Origin of the sequence: Acetobacter oryzifermentans (assembly GCF_001628715.1) — a bacterium.
GTDB lineage: Bacteria > Pseudomonadota > Alphaproteobacteria > Acetobacterales > Acetobacteraceae > Acetobacter > Acetobacter oryzifermentans.
On record NZ_CP011120.1, the window covers coordinates 2,770,682 to 2,792,433 of the forward strand.

The 21,752-nt window shown below is 49.8% G+C and carries 19 protein-coding genes and 2 tRNA genes; 10 read left to right on the forward strand and 11 right to left on the reverse strand.

The window, feature by feature from the left end:
* Nucleotides 1-65 precede the first annotated feature (65 nt).
* Entirely contained in the window at nt 66-1,487 is a 1,422-nt protein-coding gene (locus WG31_RS13065; protein WP_063354788.1) for a beta strand repeat-containing protein, read from the reverse strand.
* A gap of 318 nt (nt 1,488-1,805) precedes the next feature.
* Between WG31_RS13065 and WG31_RS13070 the strand changes: the two genes are divergently transcribed.
* Nucleotides 1,806-5,003, forward strand: coding sequence for a glycosyltransferase (locus WG31_RS13070; RefSeq protein WP_063354789.1), 3,198 nt, complete (start codon nt 1,806-1,808; stop codon nt 5,001-5,003).
* Between the two features lie 141 nt (nt 5,004-5,144).
* Here WG31_RS13070 and WG31_RS13075 read toward each other — a convergent pair.
* Nucleotides 5,145-5,219: transfer RNA gene (locus WG31_RS13075), tRNA-Gly, on the reverse strand.
* 196 nt (nt 5,220-5,415) lie between these two features.
* On the opposite strand from WG31_RS13075, the gene WG31_RS13080 reads away from it, so the two are divergent.
* The 9 genes from WG31_RS13080 to ubiM all read left to right on the forward strand — a co-directional run bounded on the left by WG31_RS13080 (nt 5,416) and on the right by ubiM (nt 13,662).
* A complete protein-coding gene (locus WG31_RS13080) occupies nt 5,416-7,443 on the forward strand; it encodes an NAD(+) synthase (RefSeq protein WP_063354790.1) in 2,028 nt (675 codons plus the stop codon).
* A 75-nt stretch (nt 7,444-7,518) separates the two neighbouring features.
* Entirely contained in the window at nt 7,519-8,115 is a 597-nt protein-coding gene (gene hisB / locus WG31_RS13085) for an imidazoleglycerol-phosphate dehydratase HisB (RefSeq protein ID WP_006115677.1), read from the forward strand.
* Nucleotides 8,116-8,269: 154 nt separating this feature from the next.
* Nucleotides 8,270-8,926, forward strand: a complete 657-nt coding sequence (hisH, locus tag WG31_RS13090) for an imidazole glycerol phosphate synthase subunit HisH (protein ID WP_063354791.1) — start codon at nt 8,270-8,272, stop codon at nt 8,924-8,926.
* Nucleotides 8,926-10,251 carry a 1-(5-phosphoribosyl)-5-[(5-phosphoribosylamino)methylideneamino]imidazole-4-carboxamide isomerase gene (hisA, locus tag WG31_RS13095; protein WP_063354792.1) on the forward strand — a complete coding sequence of 442 codons (1,326 nt, stop codon included), beginning with the start codon at nt 8,926-8,928 and terminating at the stop codon, nt 10,249-10,251. Before hisH ends, hisA begins: the two co-directional genes overlap by 1 nt.
* Nucleotides 10,251-11,027 (forward strand): imidazole glycerol phosphate synthase subunit HisF, encoded by a 777-nt coding sequence (gene hisF / locus WG31_RS13100; RefSeq protein ID WP_006115680.1) that lies wholly within the window; start codon nt 10,251-10,253, stop codon nt 11,025-11,027. Before hisA ends, hisF begins: the two co-directional genes overlap by 1 nt.
* An 8-nt stretch (nt 11,028-11,035) precedes the next feature.
* A complete protein-coding gene (locus WG31_RS13105; protein WP_063354793.1) occupies nt 11,036-11,470 on the forward strand; it encodes a phosphoribosyl-ATP diphosphatase in 435 nt (144 codons plus the stop codon).
* A 6-nt stretch (nt 11,471-11,476) separates the two neighbouring features.
* Nucleotides 11,477-11,851: a histidine triad nucleotide-binding protein gene (locus WG31_RS13110; protein ID WP_006115683.1), complete on the forward strand. Its 375-nt coding sequence runs from the start codon at nt 11,477-11,479 to the stop codon at nt 11,849-11,851.
* Nucleotides 11,852-11,884: 33 nt separating this feature from the next.
* A complete protein-coding gene (locus tag WG31_RS13115; RefSeq protein WP_063354794.1) occupies nt 11,885-12,481 on the forward strand; it encodes a nitroreductase family protein in 597 nt (198 codons plus the stop codon).
* Entirely contained in the window at nt 12,478-13,662 is a 1,185-nt protein-coding gene (gene ubiM, locus WG31_RS13120) for a 5-demethoxyubiquinol-8 5-hydroxylase UbiM (protein ID WP_063354795.1), read from the forward strand. The genes WG31_RS13115 and ubiM overlap by 4 nt, the downstream gene beginning before the upstream one ends.
* 19 nt (nt 13,663-13,681) lie before the next feature.
* Here the strand turns inward: ubiM and WG31_RS13125 are convergent, their stop codons facing one another.
* The 9 genes from WG31_RS13125 to mnmE form a co-directional block, all read right to left on the reverse strand.
* On the reverse strand, nt 13,682-14,098 hold the full coding sequence (locus tag WG31_RS13125) for a DUF4186 domain-containing protein (protein ID WP_063354796.1): 417 nt from the start codon (nt 14,096-14,098) through the stop codon (nt 13,682-13,684).
* A 47-nt stretch (nt 14,099-14,145) separates the two neighbouring features.
* Entirely contained in the window at nt 14,146-14,700 is a 555-nt protein-coding gene (locus WG31_RS13130) for a phosphate-starvation-inducible PsiE family protein (RefSeq protein WP_006115687.1), read from the reverse strand.
* Nucleotides 14,701-14,907: 207 nt separating this feature from the next.
* Nucleotides 14,908-15,603, reverse strand: coding sequence for a glutathione S-transferase (locus tag WG31_RS13135; RefSeq protein WP_063354797.1), 696 nt, complete (start codon nt 15,601-15,603; stop codon nt 14,908-14,910).
* A gap of 380 nt (nt 15,604-15,983) precedes the next feature.
* Nucleotides 15,984-16,059 (reverse strand) — tRNA-Lys (locus tag WG31_RS13140).
* 69 nt (nt 16,060-16,128) lie between these two features.
* Entirely contained in the window at nt 16,129-17,052 is a 924-nt protein-coding gene (locus WG31_RS13145) for a ParB/RepB/Spo0J family partition protein (RefSeq protein WP_063354798.1), read from the reverse strand.
* Nucleotides 17,049-17,846, reverse strand: a complete 798-nt coding sequence (locus WG31_RS13150; protein ID WP_006115701.1) for a ParA family protein — start codon at nt 17,844-17,846, stop codon at nt 17,049-17,051. Before WG31_RS13150 ends, WG31_RS13145 begins: the two co-directional genes overlap by 4 nt.
* On the reverse strand, nt 17,839-18,435 hold the full coding sequence (gene rsmG, locus WG31_RS13155) for a 16S rRNA (guanine(527)-N(7))-methyltransferase RsmG (protein WP_006115702.1): 597 nt from the start codon (nt 18,433-18,435) through the stop codon (nt 17,839-17,841). Before rsmG ends, WG31_RS13150 begins: the two co-directional genes overlap by 8 nt.
* A complete protein-coding gene (gene mnmG, locus WG31_RS13160; RefSeq protein WP_063354799.1) occupies nt 18,419-20,299 on the reverse strand; it encodes a tRNA uridine-5-carboxymethylaminomethyl(34) synthesis enzyme MnmG in 1,881 nt (626 codons plus the stop codon). The genes rsmG and mnmG overlap by 17 nt, the downstream gene beginning before the upstream one ends.
* A gap of 21 nt (nt 20,300-20,320) precedes the next feature.
* Entirely contained in the window at nt 20,321-21,652 is a 1,332-nt protein-coding gene (mnmE, locus tag WG31_RS13165) for a tRNA uridine-5-carboxymethylaminomethyl(34) synthesis GTPase MnmE (RefSeq protein ID WP_063354800.1), read from the reverse strand.
* Between the last annotated feature and the right edge of the window lie 100 nt (nt 21,653-21,752).

Here is a 21,752-nt window from a genome sequence, read left to right on the forward strand (position 1 = left end):
AAGAAAAGCCGGACCCTAAGGCCCGGCTTTCCTCTTAAGCAAGAACGTAAACCTGTTCTAAAGACTTACTTCAGACCAGAAAACTGGTTTTGGTTCAGGGTATCAACGTTCACAAATGTAATCTGGCTGTGGTCAGACAGAGTAATTGTGGTGTTGTTACCGTTGTGTGTTGCTTTATCCAGAACGTCTGTCTGGAAAGATGCCTTGGTGTAGTCGTAGTCAACCAACAGAACAGAGTTGTTAGCAGCGCTACCAAAGTCCTGAATGGTGTAATCTGCGCCAGCAACACTGTTACGGAAACCGAACACGTTAGCTGCACCACTACCACCTTCCAGGGTGGCATCGCCTACACCGGCAACCAGCGTATCGGAAGCAGTGCCACCGATGAAAGTCTGGGTGCCTGTTGTGCCTGCGTTGTTACCGAATGCCTGGAACCCGAATGCAGAAGACGCACCATCCAGCGTTTCGTTACCATCGTTTGCAACGAACAGGTTATTCGCGCCAGAACCATCGATAAAGCCCTGCTGGCTTGCAGCAACATGGATATCCAGACCGTTGGAACCGAAGATCGTAGCGTGACCAGCCGTAATGGTGGTTTCGCCCGTGCCGCCAATGAAGGTAAGATTGTCGGAAACGTTGATCAGTGCAGAATCGGTGTTTTCGGTCTGCAGGTTGCCATGAGCAGCGGAAATCGTGCTGTTCTGGCCACCTTCAACAGTGCCTGTAGCACCGGAGAAGTTGATGTAATCCAGAGAACCACCGGTAACGGTGGAAGCACCACCAACCGTGATCTGCTGGCTACCATTGGCATCCACAACCAGAGAGTTATCAGACAGCTGAACCGTAGAGCTGCTGCCAGACAGGGTAACGCTCTGACGACCAGCGGTTGCTGTAATGGTGTCCTGACCATCGGAATGAACATAGTTCATGCCCGAGCCCAGATCGATGGTGTTGTGGCCCTGACCTGCAGAGATGGTGTTGTTACCTGCACCACTGTTCACTGTGTCATCACCGTTACCGGTCATGATGTTCCAGTTACCTGCGGTGGACAGGCTATTGCCTTCGAACAGGTTATCACCAGATCCAGCCAGGAACTGGCCGCTCTGATCACCTGCACGGAAAGCAATACCTGTGTTGGTGCCGCCAAGAACGGTCATGCTGGAGGCAGTGCCACCGTATGCATTAACGTTCACCCAGCCATCAAGAGCCGTACCCGGCTGGCTTTTGGCATCGGAGCCGATGCTCAGGTAATCAACATTACCAGCAACGCGGTAAGAACCAGCTGAGGTAATAACCCCGTAGCCTGCCTTATTGCTATCGCTAAAGGTTGTATCCCCAGCAGAAAGATTCTGTGCATCAAGAGTGCTGATGACTGAGCTCAACTGCTTCGACAGGTCATTGGCCTGGTTGTACAGGGCCGAATTCTGTGCGCCGTCTACGGTAACCTGAACATTACCGGACGCACCGACAACCGTGATAATCGGCATGTATCCGTCCTTTTTCTTTACATTTTGCCGCGCCAGCCAGAAATTCCAACCCGCCTACGGCAATCTAACGCTATCCTTTCCTGCTTCGCAAAATACTGCACGAAACGCAAGCAGATTATAGCGTTATTACTTCGCTAACGGCCAACATTGCACAGCGTTGCCAGCCGTTAGCACTGTAAGAAATTTCTCTCTTTGATGAAATAAAAAATACCCAATCTATAATGGTAAATATTTATAATTTTCCTGATAGTTGTATAGAATAACCCTCTAGTGTTGTTTGTTATTTTTCATCACCACAACTGGACTCGTGCCGGACACATGCCTGTAGTGCCTTCCTCCCTCGCAGAATCTCTTTCATCATTGGAAGACTCTCCGCTTTTCACCCCAACTATACTCATACAAAATAGTACATTTGGATGTGAAAACATACCTTTCCTATCATGGATTCTTAAGGAAGCATTTTTTAGCGGGTTATTACTGGTTGGAAGCAGCCTTTCCATTAAGGAAACACTGAGCTTTCGCTTTAATATTCATCCCTCATCTTTCCAACTTACATTTCAGGCAGAACTTCCATCTTCAATCACTCATAACAATCAGGTTATTTATATAGCTGCCAGAATGTGGCAGTCAGCAGAACCCATTCAGCATCTTCTAAATACTGCCCCAGAAGGCACGCTCCTTCTATTAGAAGGGATAAAAGACTCGCGGCGTGCAGGAGCATGGGAACATCTTTCTGCTCTTTTCCCTGCCTTTACGTTCCCTCAAGGAACAGGATTAGGCATTCTAGCAGCAACAGAGGTTGCCTGCCTGTTTCCCCTACTCACACCGGATTCCCGCCTTTCGGACACAGAAAAAACCACCAAAAGCCTGCTGCGTGAACGCTTCGCTTTTGCCGGAGAATTCTGGTTCAATAAGGCGCTCCTCACTGCTGCTCATGCCCAGATAGATACGCTCAAACAGGATCTGGTACAAACGCGCAGTCATGTTTTTTCCCAGCAAATGCTGACGCACCACGAGAGCGACCAGAGCGCACAGAAAATCGACTCGCTACAAAAAACCCTTCAACAAACCCAGAAAAACGAACAAGCTCTTATTCAAGAAAAACAGGAAATTACAGACCGCTTAACTAGCTTTATCAGCACAGTAAAACAGAGAGAGCTTTGTTATCAGCAACAAACAAAAACCATTAACAACCACATACTCACCCTGTCTGCATATATAGACTCCTTGAAACAAACGTATTCTGCTTACTCCCAGCACATTCATGATCTATGGGGCAGATTCGCGCAGGAAGTTCTTGACCGAACCGAAGCGCAAGATGCTCTCAAAACGTATCTTTCAACACCTTCCGGCGTTATCCGTTCTATTGCTCGCGCTTTGGTAAAAGGTGTTGTTGTTCCCTACGTGCCAGACCTACCTCAACCACCCCTAGTAGAATCCCCTCCGCAACTCCCTCCGGCTCCGCCTCCACTTTTGCTGGAACACAGCTCAGCCGCGCCACTTACTTTTCCTGAAGTTCCAGAAGCCGCTTCAATTTCCATTATTGAACAACCTTCACAACCTTCCGGATTCAACGTTCTTTTTGTTGCGGGTGAGCCAGATTCCCCGGGTGTAAATTACCGTTGCATCCGCAATGCGGCTGCCTGTTCTCTTGCTGGTTTTCCCGCTCAGTGGAAGCGCTGCGCAGACGTTGGCCCCGATGATATCAACTGGGCGGATGTCATGATTTTATGGCGTGTTGAATTCAGTGGCCATGTAGACATTATGCTACGGCTGGCGCGGGAACAAAACATGCCGGTTATTTTTGATACAGATGATCTCACGTTCATTCCTGCCCTTGCACGTATGGATATTATTGATGGCATACGCAGCATTGGCGCCACAGAAGAACGTATTGAAACAGTCTTTACTGATATGCAGCGCACCCTTTTACGCACAGATATCGGGTTTGCCCCAACCGATGCTTTAGCGGATGCTATGCGGGTTTATCAGCCCGTTACTTATACTGTACCTAATATATATAATACAGAATGTCTGGCCTTAAGCCGCAAAGCGTATCGTATGCGCCAGCTTAACCCGGATGAACAGATTATTCGTATTGGCTATGCAACAGGCTCCCGCACACACCAAAAAGACTTTGCTCAGGTTAGTAGTGTTCTCGCCCGCTTGTTGCACGAAAAACCCAATCTTCGGCTTGTACTATTCCGCGAAACAGGGAATCATCGCCCAGTTCTGCTCATGAACGAGTTTCCTGAATTTGAACCCGTGCGTGATCAGATAGAATGGCGAGACATGTGCACCTTGCCTGCCCTTCCTTCTGAACTGGCCCGTTTTGATATTTCAATTGCACCACTGGAAACACAGAATCCATTCTGTAACGCCAAAAGTGAATTGAAATTTTTTGAGGCCGCTTTAGCTGGCGTGCCTTCCATTGTTTCTCCAACGGCACCCTTTCGCCAATGCGTGCAAAACGGCCGCACCGGGTTGTTTGCCACCACACCTGAAGAGTGGGAAACCGCGTTACGCACACTTATTGAAAATCCGGATTTGCGCCACCGCATGGCACGAAATGCGTATCATGCTGCCTTGTGGCACTTTGGCCCACAACGCCAAGCCATTCTTTTAGGTACGATTATGGAAAGCCTGAAAGGAGAAAAACAGGCAACCCAAACCACTGAAATACAAATTGCACGCGGCCATTATCTGGCACGCAATCTACCGGATATTCCTGATTGCAGCGTAATGTTCCTGCATGATGCTCTGCAAGAAGCAAACGTTACCGTTATTATTACATCTTATAACTACGAAAACTTCATTCTTGAGGCATTAGAATCCGTTCGGCTGCAAACCATTCCAACCCTTGATCTTGTTGTTGTTGATGATGGTTCTACAGATGGATCACTCAACCAGATCAAAAGCTGGATGGAAAAACAGACGGCGCGCTTTAATCGCCTTATTTTACTTCAAACCAATTCCAATGCAGGGTTGGGTGGCGCGCGTAACTGTGGTGTTGCCTACGCTGAAACCCCATTCTTCCTGCCATTGGATGCAGATAACCGGCTTTTACCACATGCATGTGAAACACTTTTAAGTGCGACAGATGAATTAACAGCTTACGCCTACCCAATTATCCAACAGTTTGGAGACCCCGCCCAACATCCAACGTTAGGCCAGGAACCTTTCCGCCCCATGCAACTGGTGGCAGGCAATTATATTGATGCCATGGCTCTGGTAGCCAAATGGGCCTGGGCCGCCACCGGTGGTTACTATGTAAGCCGTGACGCAATGGGGTGGGAGGATTACGACCTTTGGTGCACCATGGCCGAATACGGTTTGCGCGGCACCCATGTACCGGAAGTGCTGGCTGAATATCGTGTGCACCAAACATCCATGACCAACAATGTGACGGAAAAAATGGCACATAAACAGCGCGTGGTCTCACTGATAGAAGAACGCCACCCGTGGATCAGATTGGTGCAAAAAAGCGCCAAACAGCGTGAAGTCACAACAAGCTAAAAATGACCGATAAAAACGCTAAGCCCGCAAACAGGCATACTGTTTGTGCGGCTTGGTATTTCGACACTGTGAAACGAGCACAAAAAAAACAGAATCCCATTTCTGGAATTCTGTAAACCGCTCTGATTTTTTAGGAAAATCTGGAGCGGGCGATGGGATTCGAACCCACGACCCCAACCTTGGCAAGGTTGTGCTCTACCCCTGAGCTACGCCCGCATTGGATGGCCTCCTTTTACGGATGATCATTCAGATAGGCAAGAGGGAAAATGAAAAAAAATGCCTGAAATTGCATTTTCTTTCTCCAGCCCTTTCCTACTTGTGTTGGAAAGGGCTGTTGGCGCTTTTCAGCCTGTGCTGATACTGATGCTCAAATGCCTTTACGCAGCAAGGAAGGAAAACCGTGTCTGCTTCCATGTTCCGATCCCTTTATCATCAAGGGTTCGTCCGCGTAGCTGCCTGCACCTTGCCCGTAGCACTGGCAAATCCAGCCATAAACGCGCAGCGTATCCTAGAATCTGCCAAAGCATGTGCCGCAGATGGTGCAGTTTTATGTGTGTTCCCTGAACTTGGGCTGTGCGGATATACACTGGAAGACTTGCTACAGCAGGAAACGCTTCTGGCAGAAACCAGAACAACCCTTCTCTCCTTGGCTCAGGCATCTGCCACGTTGTGCCCTGTGCTGGTAGTAGGCGCACCGTTGTTATGGAAGAACGCTCTTTATAACTGCGCAGTCATTATTCATTCCGGCAAAATTCTGGGTGTGGTTCCTAAAAGCTACATCCCAAATTATCGAGAGTTCTATGAGGCACGCCATTTCCGCTCCGGCGCAGATATTCGCGGGCAGACAATCAAGATCAATGGGCACACCGTACCATTTGGCGTGGATCTACTGTTTGAAGCGCAGGATGTGCCCTCATTCAGCCTCAGCGTAGAAATTTGTGAGGATATGTGGGTACCTATCCCACCCTCGGCACACGCTGCACTGGCTGGCGCTACAATTATCGCCAACCTTTCAGCAAGTGACATTACGGTTGGCAAGGCAGAAACCCGGAACATGCTCTGCCAATCCCTCTCCGCCCGCAATATTGTCGCTTACCTTTATGCGGCAGCCGGAGAAGGTGAATCCACCACAGATCTGGCGTGGGATGGCCAAACCGCTATTTTTGAAAATGGCATCCTGCTGGCAGACAGCGAGCGCTTTCCCTCCGGCGCAACCGCTGTAATTGCCGATGTGGATCTTACGCTTTTGCGGCAAGAACGCCTGCGTATGGGAAGCTTTGCTGATGCAGCGCGCCAAGCAGATACATGGCGGCACATTAGCTTCACCCTCACGCCTCCTTCTGCAAACCTTGGGCTCAAACGCCCCCTTGCCCGCTTTCCTTTTGTACCTGCCGCTCCAGAACGCTTGGCACAAGATTGTTTTGAGGCCTTTACCATTCAGGTGTCCGCACTCAAGCAGCGCCTTAAAACAAGTGGCGTTAAAACAATGGTTATCGGTATTTCCGGTGGCTTGGATTCTACGCACGCCCTACTGGTGGCCGTGCGTGCAGCGGATGAGCTGGGTTGGCCACGCAGTGCTGTGCGGGGTTATACAATGCCCGGCTTTGGCACAACGGACAAAACCCTTGCCAGTGCCAACGCACTGATGAGCCAGTTGAATATCACGCACGAAACGCTGGATATCCGCCCGGCTGCGGAGCTGCTGCTACGCACCATTCGGCACCCTTATGCAGATGGGCAACCCGTGCATGACATTACTTTTGAGAACGTTCAGGCTGGCCTACGCACAGATTTCCTGTTCAGGCTGGCCAACCAACATCATGGCATTGTCATCGGCACAGGAGACCTTTCCGAGCTAGCATTAGGATGGTGCACCTATGGTGTGGGCGACCAAATGGCGCATTACAATGTGAATGCGGGTCTACCTAAAACCCTTATCCAGCACCTTATCCGCTGGTGCATTGCTTCGGGCCATTTTGCTCCTGCTGTTGGCAAGGTGCTGACAGACGTTCTGGCTACAGAAATTTCTCCCGAGCTTATTCCTGTCGGTAAAGATGGCCCTCAAAGCACGGAAAGCATCATAGGCCCTTATGCTCTGCATGATTTCGCGCTGTTTTATATTCTGCGCTACGGTTTCAGGCCGTCCCGCGTGGCCTTTCTAGCGGAACAGGCTTGGCAGGATGCCTCAACAGGCCAATGGCCTCCGGGTTTTCCCGCATCCGAGCAAAAAGCTTATGATCTTCCTACCATTCGCCACTGGTTGGAAATATTTGTGCGCCGCTTTTTTGCAACCAGCCAGTTCAAACGTTCTGCCATGCCAAATGGCCCCAAAGTTATGCCCGGCGGCAGCCTTTCCCCCCGAGGAGACTGGCGCGCACCCTCCGATGGCAACGCCCGCCTCTGGCTGGATGATCTGAAACACAATGTGCCCGAAGCCTGAACCACAAAAGAGAGGTTTAGCCCACTGCTGCCCTCATGGTATTATGCCCCATCTTGGGCTATACTGGTTTCTATTATGAAAGCATCGCGCCAAGCCACCATCCATCGCGTTACAAGCGAAACCGATATCGCCATCACCCTTGATCTGGATGGATCCGGGCAGGCCGATATTCAGACCGGACTCGGTTTTTTCGATCATATGCTCACGGCATTAGCCAAACATGCCCTGTTCGATCTGAAAGTAACCGTAAAAGGTGACCTCTATATTGATGGTCATCATAGCGTTGAAGATACAGGCATTGCCATTGGCATGGCCCTAAAACAAGCTTTGGGGGACAAGCGTGGCGTGCGCCGTTTTGGCCATGCCCTTGTACCGTTGGATGAAGCTTTGTGCGAAGCTGTGGTTGACCTTTCCGGTCGGCCCTTTCTGGCATTTGATGCCACGTTTACGCGTGACCGCATTGGGGATCTGGACACCGAACTGGTGGAAGAATTTTTCCGAGCCTTTGCCATGTCCGCCATGCTCACACTGCACCTGACAGAAAAAGCTGGTAAAAATTGCCACCATATTGCCGAGGCCGCGTTCAAGGCACTTGCACGTGCATTGCGTATGGCTGTGGAACCAGACCCACGGGCGCAAGGCAGCATTCCTTCCACCAAAGGCGTGCTATAATTTTTTATACGGGTTAATAACCCAGCCCTGCCCGATACACCTGTTTTGCAGCGCTGGGCACAACCGAGAAAAACGCAAACCTGTCTGGGCTGCATGCACCTTATTATATTGGTCAGCAGAAATCAGACAGGGTCACCAGCAACAAGAGGGTTCCATGACCCAGCCTCTTTCCATCGCCGTTGTTGATTATGAAGGCGGCAATCTGGCGTCCGCTGCCCGTGCAGCCCTTCGGGCTGCTGAGCTTTCGGGAATTGCAGCCGATGTTGTTATCACCAACGAACCTGCGGCTGTCCTGCAAGCAGACCGTATCATCCTACCCGGGCAAGGCGCGTTTGCAGATTGCGCCCGTGGGCTGGAAGCTATCCCCGGCCTGAAAGATTCTATTCTGAACGCCACGGCCAATGGTACACCCTTTTTAGGTATTTGCGTTGGTATGCAGCTTATGGCTGAACGCGGGCGGGAACATGGTGTAACAGAAGGGTTTGGGTGGATTCCGGGGGAAATTACCCTCATGGAAGCCACTGGCCTGCGCCTTCCCCAAATGGGCTGGAACGAGCTGGAGCTTCATACACAACACCCTCTTACCCAAGGCTTGGGTAAGGCGCCGCATGGATACTTTGTGCATTCCTACGCACTCCAAAATACTGCGGCAGATGTTCTACTTGCCACCACAGATTATGGTGGCAACGTGCCTGCCATAGTGTGCAAGGGGAATGTTGCGGGTACACAGTTCCATGTTGAAAAAAGCCAGACAGTTGGCCTCAAGATTCTCGCCAATTTTCTGAGGTGGGATCCGAAAGCTCCCGTATAATGACCCGGAACAAACGCGTTCAACGCATTCTGCACCTAGAAGAAGATGACCTTCAGGCCTTATGTGAAGCCGTAGATGCTTCCATTCTGGATGGTGGCGGCTTTGGCTGGCTTCAGCCACAAGGGCGGCAAGTGCTGGAGCGCTACTTCAAAGGCCTGCTGCTTGTGCCAGAACGTATGCTGTTTGTTATTCGGCATAACGGCGTGATTGTAGGATGTGCACAGCTTGTACGCAGCGCCCGTAATAATGAGCTGCAAGCCATGTGCGTTACTCTGGCACATTTGTTTATTGCGCCATACGCGCAGCGTCAGGGCCTCGGCACAGCCTTATTGCACGAAGTGGAAAATGCAGCCCGCAGCATGGGCTTTCGGATTATGAATACCGAAGTGCCTGAAACACAGGATGGCGCCATTGCCCTCTTCCGTAAGGCAGGTTTTCTGCATTGGGGCACACACCCCCTCTATACCCGTTTGGGCGACACTTACCTGCGCGGTCTGTACTTCACCAAATCATTAGATACAGACCATCTCCCCCTTTCCTCTTCCTTTCAGCAAACGCGGCCTGAAACCATGACAACAGCACCCTCCATGCACCCCCTTACCCTTTACCCAGCCATTGATCTCAAGGATGGAGCCTGCGTGCGCTTACGCCGTGGGGAAATGGATGATGCCACTGTGTATTCAGACAACCCCGGTGCGCAGGCTCTTGCATGGGAGGCCGCAGGCTTTAAATGGCTGCATGTTGTGGACCTGAACGGTGCCTTTGCTGGACAATCTGAAAACGCAGATGCCGTACGTTCCATTGTGGAATCAACAGATATTCCCGTCCAGCTTGGTGGTGGCCTGCGAGACATGAAGGCTATTGAAGCATGGTTGGAAGCCGGTATCAGCCGCGTTATTTTGGGCTCTGTTGCCGTAAAAAACCCCACCCTTGTGCGTGAAGCCTGCCGTGCTTTCCCAGGCCGCATTGTTGCGGGCATTGATGCCCGATCTGGCCGCGTTGCAACCGAAGGCTGGGCCGAAGTTTCTGACATGCAGGCAACTGAATTGGCCCTCCGTATGCAGGAAGCTGGCGTTGCATCCATCATCTTCACGGAAATCAGCCGTGATGGCATGCTGGAGGGACTGGATGTGGAACAGACCGTTACATTGGCCAATACGGTTTCCATTCCCATTATTGCCAGCGGTGGCGTTGGCAGCATTGAGCATCTGATTGCTCTGCGGGAAGCCACGCAGGACGCTCCGGGCATTGAAGGCGTGATTGTGGGCCGCGCGTTATATGATGGCCGCGTAACCCCAGCAGAAGCCCTGAAGGTATTAAGCTGATGCTGAAACTACGCGTTATTCCATGCCTGGATGTTAAAAACGGCAGAGTGGTCAAAGGCGTTAACTTCGTTTCCCTGCGCGATGCGGGAGACCCTGTTGAACAGGCCGCTGTTTACGATGCCGCCGGGGCTGATGAACTAACATTTCTGGATATCACCGCCAGCCATGAAAACCGTGATACGATTCTAGAAGTTGTTAGCAAAACAGCCGAAAAAATCTTTCTGCCCCTTACAGTCGGAGGGGGGGTGCGCACAACGGATGATATGCGCCGCCTTCTGCTGGCAGGCGCAGACAAATGCGCCATGAACTCCGCCGCGGTCAACCGTCCTGAACTGGTCAATGAAGCAGCCAACAAATTTGGTAGCCAATGCGTTGTTGTTGCCATAGATGCCCGCCAGACAGCACCGGGGAAATGGGAAGTATTTACCCACGGTGGCCGCACTTCTACCGGGCGAGATGCCATAGACTGGTGCCGTGAGGTTGCAGAACGTGGCGCTGGGGAAATCCTACTCACCTCCATGGATCGGGATGGTACAGGAACAGGCTTCGATCTGGAACTTCTTAAAGCTGCAACACAGGCCGTAAGGCTTCCCATTGTTGCATCTGGCGGTGTGGGTAAGCTGGAACACTTTGTAGAAGGCGCCAAAGCCGGAGCAACAGGCCTTCTGGCAGCAAGTGTTTTCCATTTTGGCCAGTTCACTATTCCCCAGGTTAAAGCCGCATTGTCAGAAGCAGGCTTGCCGGTTCGTCCTTCCCCCGCCCCTTTTGCAGGTTAACCCGTATCATGATAAAAAAAGCACCTTCTAAAACAGAAGCAAAAACAGACACAAAATCCAAAAAGAATAAAGAGGTTCTTTCTCTTCCAGAAATTTCAGAAGCAGATATTTCCGTTCTGAACCGCCTTTACGATGTTGTGCAAAGCCGCAAAGGCACAGATCCTTCTGTAAGCCACTCAGCCCGCCTGCTTTCCCGCGGCACTTACAAAATTGCCCAAAAGTTTGGGGAAGAGGCTGTAGAATGCCTGATTGAAGCCGTAGCTGGGCGTAAGGATCTGTTAATTGGTGAAAGTGCTGATGTACTCTACCATCTTATTGTTTTGTGGGTAGATGCTGGCATTACCCCAGATCAGGTTTGGGCAGAACTTCAGCGCCGTGAAGGCACAAGCGGTATTGCAGAAAAAGCTGCACGTTCCAAAACAACAAAATCTGTAAAGGAATAATCAGAAATGGCTGTAACAGGTAGAGGGCCATATGACCCGCAAAATGTTTTTGCAAAAATCCTTCGCGGTGAAATCCCCTGCAAAGCTATTTTTGAGAACGAATGGGTTCTGGCATTTTATGATATCGCGCCCAAGGCACCTGTTCATGTTTTGATTATTCCCAAAAACCCTTATGTTTCCTTTATGGATTTCAGCCAAACAGCACCCGCAGAAGAAATTGCAGGTGTTATGCGTGCTACAGGCCAGATTGCGCTTGATCTTGGATTGGAAGAAAACGGCTATCGGTTGATTACGAATGCGGGCCTCCATAGTGGGCAGGAAGTGCCTCACTTCCACATACATCTTCTTGGTGGAAAAGCATTGCCAGCCTTTCCGGCCTGATCTTTTGTTTCTTATCCAGACGGACATATCCCTATGACACCCATGGACATGCTTTTATCCCGTGCATCAACGGATCATCTTCAGGCTCCGGCACCATCTGAAGCGCAAATGGCCGAGGTTTTAGCTACCGCTATGCGGGCTCCAGATCACGGAAAGCTACGTCCATGGCGCTATGTTATTGTAAAAGATGATGCACGTTCGCTACTGGCTGAGCGTATTGTTACCAGTATGGTTCGACTTGACCCGGACGTACCCGAATTTAAAAAAGAAAAGCGCCTTAAAAGATTTTCCACAATTCCCATGACACTCGTTTTGGGCATGCACCTACGTCCAGGACATAAAATTCCTTTATGGGAACAGGAAATGACTGTAGCCGCAGGCGCCATGAACATCCTGAATGCATTGCATGCATTAGGATTTGGTGCTGTTTGGGTTTCTGGTGATGTTGTGAATGACCCTGTTCTTGCTAAAGAACTCGGCTTTCCTGCACCCCATAAATTAGCAGGTTTTTTGTTTATCGGCACGCCAGATGCACCGCTTCCCACACCCAAGCGCCCAAACCCGGCTGAGTTTACAGCTACATGGCAAGGTCAGCCGGTAAATTTTGCAGCTGATGGAAAAACACCATGACACATATAACAGACGCCGTTGTTATTGGTGGTGGTCCGGTTGGGTTGGCAACAGCCCTTTCATTGGAAAAAGCCGGCCTTTCTGTAACCGTACTAGAACGTTCTCCACTCCCTGTATGGGAAGAACCTTCCTTTGATGGGCGGGAAATAGCCCTTACGCATTATTCTATGCGTATTCTTAAAGAATGCGAAGCATGGGATCATATCCCGCAAAGCGTTATCTGCCCCTTACGGGAAGCGCATGTGGAAACAGGACGTTTTCGCCATCCGCTTACATTTGATACAAATGGGCGTGGAGAAGAAGCTCTCGGCTGGCTCGTTTCCAACAACCACATTCGGCGTGCCCTCTTTGCCGCAGCAAGCGAGAAAGAACGTATTCACCTACAGCCACACACCAGCGTAGAAACAGTAAGGCAAGGCCAAGATTATGCCGCCGTCCATCACTCAGGCGGACAAATCAAGGCGCGCCTTGTCGTTGGAGCTGATGGTCGCTTTTCTCCTACGCGCAGGCGCGCAGGTATTGGCGCTATTGTGCATGATTTCCACAAATCCATGCTGGTTTGCCGCATGGCGCATGAATCTCCCCATCACAACATCGCCCTGCAATGGTTTGATGAAGGACAGACGATAGCTTTGCTGCCAGTGAATGGCATGGCGTCCTCTTTGGTTCTTACGCTTCCTGCAAACGAAATACAGCGCCTGCTCGCAACACCGCGCGATGAATTCAATGCGGAAATTACCCAACGTGTTGGGGCTAGATTAGGACAAATGCGCCTTGTCAGCACACGCCATGCTTATCCACTTAAGGGTGTATATGCGCATCGCTTTGTAGGTCGGCGTTTAGCTTTGGTTGGAGATGCCGCCGTGGGGATGCATCCCATCACAGCACACGGTTTCAACCTGGGGTTGAAGGGGCAAGAAACGCTGGCACAATGCATTGGCGCAGCCTTTAACGCTCAGGCAGATGCCGGGAATGCACGCGCCTTGCAGCAGTATGAACGGCAACATAGGCGTGCAACTGCTTTGCTATTTGCCGGCACGAATGGCATAGCCTCCCTTTACACGCATGATGCGTTGCCATTTAAACCCATTAGGCAAGCGTGTATCCGGCTGGCAGACAGGTTTACGCCCTTTAAACAGGCAGTCACTACGCTTCTGATGGATAAAAAAACAACGGCTTGATTGTAAAAAGGCAGCCTAATTAGAGGCTGCCTTTTTTATTTTCACGTTCTAATTCACGTTCCAGCCACCCCATAATAACAGCAAGCACATAGGTCTGCTGTATTGGAGAAAGAGGCTGATGTTTTACGAAACCATGCCATTTTTCCAAGCATGATCTACAACACGTGCCCGTAGCATGTTGCGCTACAAAAACAGGATGACCCTTCCATGGAGTTTGTTTGCCATCTTTTTTCGGATTTGCCGGAGCAAGGCGCCGAGCAATAAAGTCTCGTCCATGTTCAGCCACCACAGGCAAGCCTTTGTCTGTCAGATATGTCATATCCTGACAGTTTAAGTGAAACCTACTCCGAAAAGATGACCTTGCAAGCCGCCCCCACAAAGCGTCTGATACCGCAGGAAGCCTTTGCTCCTGCGGAAAAAGCTCACCCTGCTGCACTATTATGGTGTTCCTGAAAAGCAAAATACAACATTACAACAATGTGGCTATTGCTCATCTGTTTTTACAGGGGGAACAGGTGCCTGTGCAATGAGCTCCCCCTTACCAGTTGCAACACGAATATCTTGTTCACGGATCAACCAGTAAACAACACCCAAGGCCAAAACAGCCGCAGAAAACGCCAGCATCTCAGCAGGCCTTACTTCGTGCAGATCCAGAATAATAAACTTACGAGAAACAGCCAGAAGCGCAATGAGCACAATTGTACGTACACGCACCACATCCCGACTATGCGACAAACTGATACGCAGCGAACTTTTAAACTCCAGAGCAATAATCACCGTAAAAATATTGCCAAACACTTCCTGAAAAGCTGGCATGTTTGAAGCATCTATTTGTGATGACATCACCAGATACCAAACTTCCTTGGTAAGGTGCCATGTTGCAATGGTTGTAATAACCATGATCAGGCCAGTAAGAACCAGCATGATCAGAAGTTCAAATCCTTCATAAAGATTCATCTCGAAAAAGCTTTTCCGCAACCGCGATGCTTCACGAGAAAAAGGATCTTGTGATATCTGATTATGATCTGGACTGCTCATGTTTCTCTATACGTTTGGTAAAAAAGGATTTGCACTTCCTATCAGAATATTCTGAAGAAGTTTCAGTTATGATGATTATTCCCTTTTTTAACTTAATCCCAGAGGCTTCCATAAGGCGAGGAGCGTGAAATCCTCCCTTCGGTAAAACACATTCATCCTATGATAAGCCAGATACGCTTTCTGTTGTGGTCAAATAAATGATCGATATCAGGGCACAGACTCGCTGGCATTATGAGCGTAAGTGTATATGCCGCCACGATATAGGGCGCGCTGATAAGCCGGACGGTTATGAATACGATGCAAGAAGCCTCTTACATGAGGCCGATTGTCTGTTGCTCCAGCACGTGCGGCTGCCGCCTCCAGAGGAAAACTCATCTGGATATCTGCTGCGGTAAAGTTATTCCCAGCAAACCATTCATTTTCAGACAGGCTATGTTCCCAATAATCCATATGCAATTTGAGCTGCGGATTTATAAACTGTACCTGCGCTCCTTTTGAAATCAGAAAAGCAAACGGGCGGAAAGGTAAAGGCGCCTGTTTGGGCAGCATACCGAATATCAATTTGAGTAAGAGCGGTGGCATGGCAGACCCTTCCGCATAATGCAGCCAGTATATGAAGCGGATATATTCGGGTGTGTCACACGCCGGTGCTAGTCGGCCATGACCGTATTTATTGATAACGTATTCGATAATCGCTCCGCTTTCTGCCAGCGTTACGTTCCCATCCGTATCTGTTATGACCGGAGCCTTGCCCAATGGATGAATGGCTTGCAGGGATTTGGGGGCCATCATGGTTTTAGGATCGCGTTTGTAAAACTGGATATCGTAGGGAAGTTCCAGCTCTTCCAACAGCCACAGCACCCGTTGTGAACGGGAATTATCCAGATGATGCACGGTTATCATTACATGCGGCCCTTCTTTTAACTGAGATAAATCTCCCGCCCAGCCTTATCCGTCCTGATAGACTGGTTATGGCGTATAAGCCTTGGGGCAGAACTGCTTATCAGCTAAAAGAAGAATTTTTGAACTTTAGTTCCCGTGTGCCAACCGAGTAAAGCAAGAATAATGGCAACATCCATTCCTTGCTTTCCCCTTTGCTATAAAAACACGTGGAAACTCTTGATAATAGAGGAACAAACCGCGCAAGCCGCTACAGGCAAAAAAAACCTCCAGCCCTGCCAGCAATAGGCACTATCTGTTTCAAATAACTGCGGATTGAACTCGGAAGGCTGGATTGCTTGCCAGCCTTACACTTAAAAACCACCAAAAATTTTAGAAAAGATTGGTGGGCGCACAAGGGCTCGAACCTTGGACCCGCTGATTAAGAGTCAGCTGCTCTACCAACTGAGCTATGCGCCCTTACAGCATATAACTGCTGAAGTGAGGCAGTTTTTACCACCTCTAAATCATTAAGACAAGTCTGAAAATTCAGGTTTTTAACATAGCCAGCACAGCATCCAGCTGATCCAGGCTTTTGTAATGAATTTGCAAAGAGCCACCTTTGCGTCCATCAAAATGAACGTGCACCTTAAGCCCTAAGCGCGTGCCCAAATCCCGCTCTAAGGCAGAAATTTCGGGATCTTTCATCACTTTAGGTTCTTTGGTTTCAACTTTTGTATTTTTTGCCTGCTCAAGGGCTTTCTGAACCAAAGCCTCTGTTTGCCGTACAGATAACCCTTTGGAAATAACCTCTGCTGCGGCCTGTATGGGGTCTGGATGCGCTAGCAACGCACGCGCATGCCCAGCAGAAAGGGTGCCCTTTTTAAGCTCCTGCCGCAGCACATCAGGCAAACGCAACAAACGCAGCGTATTGGCAACATGGGGGCGAGATTTGCCTATAGCTTTTGCCAGTTCATCCTGGGTCAGGCTATATTCTTCCATCAGTCGGCTAAAACCTTCAGCTTCTTCAACCGGGTTCAGATCTGCTCGCTGGAGATTTTCAACCAGAGCAGCTGCCATAGCATCTGCTTCTGAGAGATTCCTGACATGCACAGGCACATCATGGCACTGCGCCAACTGTGCAGCACGCCAGCGACGTTCCCCCGCAATAATCTGATAATGGCCCGTTTTATGAGGGTCTGGCCGCACCAGAATAGGCTGGAGAATACCCCGCTCCCGGATAGATTCAGCCAGTTCCTGTAATGCTTCTGGCTCCATATCCTGACGTGGCTGAAAAGGCCCTGGCGCCAGAACCTCAATCGGTAATGAGCTTGCTGTAGGCGCAGCCTTACTGGCGGATTTATTAGCAGAAGATGCAGGGTCATCTACAGAAGCGACATCACCCAGCAACGCAGCCAATCCACGCCCAAGCTTAGGACGAGCGGAAGATTTACGTGATGATTGACCACTCATGATACCGATGCCCTCTTCATGACTTCTGCTGCCAATGCCTGATAAGCGGTTGTTCCACTGGCTCTGGAATCATACAGCATAACAGGCTGACCATGGCTTTGGGCTTCTGAAATACGAATATTACGTGGGATAACCGTTTCCAGCACATCTTTACCAAAGAAGCTTCGCGCATCCGCAGCCACAAGCTCAGACAAATTATTTCGTCTGTCATACATGGTCAGCACAATGCCTGCCATTTTCAGTTCTGGGTTCAGGTTTTTCTGCACCCGCCCAATGGTCTTTACCAGATGCCCCAAGCCTTCCAACGCAAAGAACTCACACTGTAGCGGAGCCAGCACACCATCTGCCGCCACAAAAGAATTCAGCGTCAGAAGCCCAAGGCTTGGGGGACAATCTATAATCACAAAATCCACAGTCTCGCGCAGAGGTTCCAATGCCGTGCGTAATCTGGTTTCTCGGTGCTCAGCATCCACCAATTCAATCTCAGCACCAACCAGTTCTGTATTGGCCGCGATAACTGAAAGATTTTCAATCTCGGTAGGCTGTAAAAGATCATCCGCGACTTTTTCATGCATTAGAAGCGCATAAGAGCCACCTTTGCGGGAATCATAATCAACTCCCAAACCCGTTGAAGCATTCCCCTGAGGGTCCATATCCAGAAGCACAACTTTAGCGCCATCGGCCGCCAGAGATGCTGCCAGATTAATGGCGGTAGTGGTTTTGCCTACGCCCCCTTTCTGGTTTGCAACAGCAAAAACGTGGCAGGCTTTCCCGCTTTTCTTAACCTTAGACACGATTAAAATTTCTCACTTCCAGAATCATACCATCAGAACTTGTCTGGCTTGGATATGTTTGCACATCCATTTGCCAAACCTGTTCCGCTTCTTGGATTTCCTGCACAGCCTGTTGCCCCTTAAGAAAAACAGCTTTTCCTTTTGGTTGTAACAGCGGGTGCGCCCACTCCAAAAGTTTAACCAACGGGGCCAAGGCCCGCGCTGTTACTACAGGCGCAGGCTGAACTTTTACACTTTCAAGCCTGCATGGCAAAACTTCCAAATCCGTTTGGGTAAGCCGCGCGGCTTCACGCAAAAAAGCAGCCTTCCTTTGATCCGATTCAATCAATACCCCAGGTATTCCTGTGGCAATCCCTACCACAACAGCCGGGAATCCACCCCCAGAGCCCATATCAATAAATCGGCTCTGGCCTTGTATCAAAGGAACAAGTTGAAGACTATCCAGAACATGCCGGCTCCAGACATTCTCAATATCCTTGGAAGAAACAAGGTTGATACGAGGGTTCCACTTTTCCAGAAGGCTCACAAAGGCAGAAAGTCTTTCTTCTGTTTCACGTGAAACATGAACACCCTCAGGCCACTTGTGCATGGTGCTGCCCTTTTTTGAGATAAGCCAAAACAGCCATAAGGGCAGAAGGGGTTATGCCCGGTATACGTTGTGCAGCACCAAAGCTTTCAGGGCGTGCCTGCTCTAACCTTTCCTGCATTTCTGCACTCAGGCCACCTATTTTTCTAAAATCCATATCTTGAGGGAAGCGAATTTCTGTTTCTGCCTCAAGCTGTTTAATCTCGCGCTTCTGCCTTACCAGATAGCCGCTATAACGTGCTTCTGTCCTTACATAACTGCGCGCACGTTCAGAATACTCCTGCACCCAAGGTGCCAAGGCTTCTATAGTATTTTCAGGAACTGCCTGCCCGATAACTTCCAAAAGATTTCTGCGGCGGCCATCCTGCGCTACTTTAATACCAACCTGAGCAAGTGCTTGTGGTGGCCAACTTTCTGATTCTGCTTTTTGAGTCAATTGTTCTATCTCGCGCATATCTCTCGCAAAGGCTTCACGCCTCTCTGCACCGATACACCCCCAATCCAACCCTATTGGAGTTAAACGTACATCTGCATTATCAGCCCGCAATGTCAGACGATATTCAGCACGCGATGTAAACATACGGTAAGGTTCACTCACCCCTTGCGTGGTTAAATCATCAATCATGACACCCAAATAGGCTTTGCCACGATCAAGGCTAACAGCCTGCTGCCCCCCTGCTCTTCTTGCCGCATTTACCCCAGCAAGAAGCCCCTGAGCACCGGCTTCTTCATACCCTGTGGTGCCGTTAATCTGGCCCGCCAAGAATAAATTAGGGCACTTTTTAAGTTCCAAAGAAACCGTTAGTTCACGCGGGTCAACGTAATCGTATTCTACAGCGTAACCATATTGCGCAATAACCGCCTTCTCCAACCCTGGAATGGAGTGGATCATGGCATCCTGCACATCTGCTGGCAGGCTGGTTGAAATACCATTGGGGTAAACGAGATCTCCCCCTTCGTGATCAGGAAGTGCTTCAGGCTCTAGAAAAATCTGATGCCCTGTTTTTTCTGAAAACCGCACAACCTTATCTTCAATAGAAGGGCAATATCGCGGCCCGCGGCCTGAAATAGCTCCGCCATACACGGCAGACAGATGCAAATGCTCCCTGATAATATCGTGGGTTTTTGGAACTGTTGTCGTTATGCCACACACCATTTGCGGATTTGTGATAGATGCCGTCAATCGGCTAAATGGTTCGGGGGATGTATCCCCCCTGTCAACAGCAAGAGATGTCCAATCTATTGTATCGCGCTTGAGGCGTGCTGGCGTTCCGGTTTTCAAACGCGCAATTCGCAAGCCCAGTTTTTTTAACCGCGATGCTAATGCAACCGAAGGTTGTTCTCCAATCCGCCCCGCCGGCTGGCTTTTATGTCCAATATGAATAACTCCATCTAGGAACGTACCTGTTGTTAAAACAACAGCACCAGCAGCCCATTGGCGGCCATCCTCACAGGCAACACCAGCAACGCGGTTTTGATCATCACAAATCAGATCTGTTACAGCGGCTTCTTCAATATCAAGCCCTGCTGTGTCCGCCAAAATATCCTGCACAGCTTGACGGTATAAAAGACGATCTGCCTGAGCCCGTGGCCCCTGCACAGCAGGCCCCTTGGAGCGATTAAGAAGTTTAAAGTGAATACCGGCCCTATCTGCCGCCCGTGCCATAACACCATCCAGCGCATCAATTTCACGCACCAGATGGCCCTTCCCTATACCGCCTATGGCAGGGTTACAGGACATGGCGCCAACCGTATTTTTATGGTGCGTCAACAAAAGCGTTTTGGCACCACAACGCGCAGCAGCGGCAGCGGCCTCGCATCCAGCATGGCCTCCCCCTACCACAATAACATCGTAAGCCTTGTTCATTGCTTGCCCTTCCTGCACACCTTACTTTCCAATACAAAACTGGCCAAATATCGTATCCAGCAGATCTTCTACACCAACATGCCCGGTTAACCGTCCCAATGCCCGCATAGCTAACCTTAGTTCTTCGCCGCGCAATTCTGGCCAGTCCTGCTGCAACGCAGCATGGAGGCATTGTACAGCCTCCTGCACACCAGCTTTGTGCCGCGCACGTGTAAGAAGCGGTGCGCCTGATATAGATGCCGCCGTTAGTTCCTCAACTTTTCTTTGCAGAAAAGTGTAGAGTTCCGGCAGCCCTTCTCCTGTTTTCAAACTGATAGCACGAACATTCTTACCTTGAATGACTTTTGGAATTTCTCCGATATCAGCTTTGTTCCCTATCAAAACCGCATCGGGGAAAACATCATCCGGCGGCTCATTCGCTGGGAACATTTGTAACACACAGTCAGCCTGTTTCACGTGAAACAATGCGCGGCGTACCCCTTCAGCTTCAATTTCATCATCTGTTTCTCGCAAGCCTGCGGTATCAACAAATGTCACCTTTATCCCGGCAAGAATACAGGCTACCTCCAAAGCATCACGCGTTGTCCCAGCCTTGGAAGATACAATGGCGGTATCCCGTCCCGTAAGCCAATTTAACAAACTGCTTTTGCCTGCATTTGGTGGGCCAGTAATGGCAAATACCACCCCTTGCCGTATCCTCTCTCCATGTTCTCCATCAGCTATATGCTGTTGCATTTCAAACTGAAGTTTCTGAATTTCCTGATTGATGCCTTCTTCCACTTCAGACGGCAAACCTTCATCTGGAAAATCTATAAGGGCTTCCTGAAAAGCGAGAACTTTTTTTAACCGCTCGGACCAGCCTGAATATAAATGGCTTAATGCACCATCTGCCTGCGCCAAAGCTAACTTTCTCTGTCCATCGGTTTCAGCGGCAACCAGATCAGCAATACCTTCGGCTTCAACCAAATCCATACGACCATTTACAAATGCTCGTCTTGTAAATTCACCGGGCTCCGCTGGGCGCGCGCCTAGCTGAACCAAAGCGTCGGAAACAGCACGAATAATAGCTGGCCCTGCATGCAGATGCAGTTCAAACCCATCTTCCCCTGTATAACTCTGCGGCCCGGGAAACCAGAGAACCAGTGCTTCATCTAGCAAGTCATCCTGAGCAGATGCGTTTTTCCAAATTTTGCGAAGAACCGCCTTACGCGCTTCTGGCACCTTGCCACAAAGCTGTAAAAGAATATTACGGCTGCCTGCGCCACTCACACGCAAAACTGCAATTGCCGCACGCTCTATTCCTGTTGAAAGCGCAAAGATTGTATCTTCAGCCTGATACCCCAACGCGGCCATCCTTCCCGTTATCGTATGCCTGTTTCTTCTTGCTGCTTCTAATGCAGTTTTTCATGCAAACGTAGGGTTAAAAAATGATAGCCTCCCTCTTGCCCTCGTG

What these genes read in the sequence shown, in the direction of transcription:
- WG31_RS13070 (WP_063354789.1), top strand. Translation starts at nt 1,806, where the DNA reads ATGCCTGTAGTGCCTTCCTCCCTCGCAGAATCTCTTTCATCATTGGAA.
- hisA (WP_063354792.1), top strand. Translation starts at nt 8,926, where the DNA reads ATGACCCGGAACAAACGCGTTCAACGCATTCTGCACCTAGAAGAAGAT.
- mnmG (WP_063354799.1), bottom strand. Translation starts at nt 20,299, where the DNA reads ATGAACAAGGCTTACGATGTTATTGTGGTAGGGGGAGGCCATGCTGGA.
- hisB (WP_006115677.1), top strand. Translation starts at nt 7,519, where the DNA reads ATGAAAGCATCGCGCCAAGCCACCATCCATCGCGTTACAAGCGAAACC.
- WG31_RS13145 (WP_063354798.1), bottom strand. Translation starts at nt 17,052, where the DNA reads ATGAGTGGTCAATCATCACGTAAATCTTCCGCTCGTCCTAAGCTTGGG.
- hisH (WP_063354791.1), top strand. Translation starts at nt 8,270, where the DNA reads ATGACCCAGCCTCTTTCCATCGCCGTTGTTGATTATGAAGGCGGCAAT.
- rsmG (WP_006115702.1), bottom strand. Translation starts at nt 18,435, where the DNA reads ATGCACAAGTGGCCTGAGGGTGTTCATGTTTCACGTGAAACAGAAGAA.
- WG31_RS13110 (WP_006115683.1), top strand. Translation starts at nt 11,477, where the DNA reads ATGGCTGTAACAGGTAGAGGGCCATATGACCCGCAAAATGTTTTTGCA.
- hisF (WP_006115680.1), top strand. Translation starts at nt 10,251, where the DNA reads ATGCTGAAACTACGCGTTATTCCATGCCTGGATGTTAAAAACGGCAGA.
- ubiM (WP_063354795.1), top strand. Translation starts at nt 12,478, where the DNA reads ATGACACATATAACAGACGCCGTTGTTATTGGTGGTGGTCCGGTTGGG.
- WG31_RS13080 (WP_063354790.1), top strand. Translation starts at nt 5,416, where the DNA reads ATGTTCCGATCCCTTTATCATCAAGGGTTCGTCCGCGTAGCTGCCTGC.
- WG31_RS13130 (WP_006115687.1), bottom strand. Translation starts at nt 14,700, where the DNA reads ATGAGCAGTCCAGATCATAATCAGATATCACAAGATCCTTTTTCTCGT.
- WG31_RS13135 (WP_063354797.1), bottom strand. Translation starts at nt 15,603, where the DNA reads ATGATAACCGTGCATCATCTGGATAATTCCCGTTCACAACGGGTGCTG.
- WG31_RS13105 (WP_063354793.1), top strand. Translation starts at nt 11,036, where the DNA reads ATGATAAAAAAAGCACCTTCTAAAACAGAAGCAAAAACAGACACAAAA.
- WG31_RS13065 (WP_063354788.1), bottom strand. Translation starts at nt 1,487, where the DNA reads ATGCCGATTATCACGGTTGTCGGTGCGTCCGGTAATGTTCAGGTTACC.
- mnmE (WP_063354800.1), bottom strand. Translation starts at nt 21,652, where the DNA reads ATGGCCGCGTTGGGGTATCAGGCTGAAGATACAATCTTTGCGCTTTCA.
- WG31_RS13115 (WP_063354794.1), top strand. Translation starts at nt 11,885, where the DNA reads ATGACACCCATGGACATGCTTTTATCCCGTGCATCAACGGATCATCTT.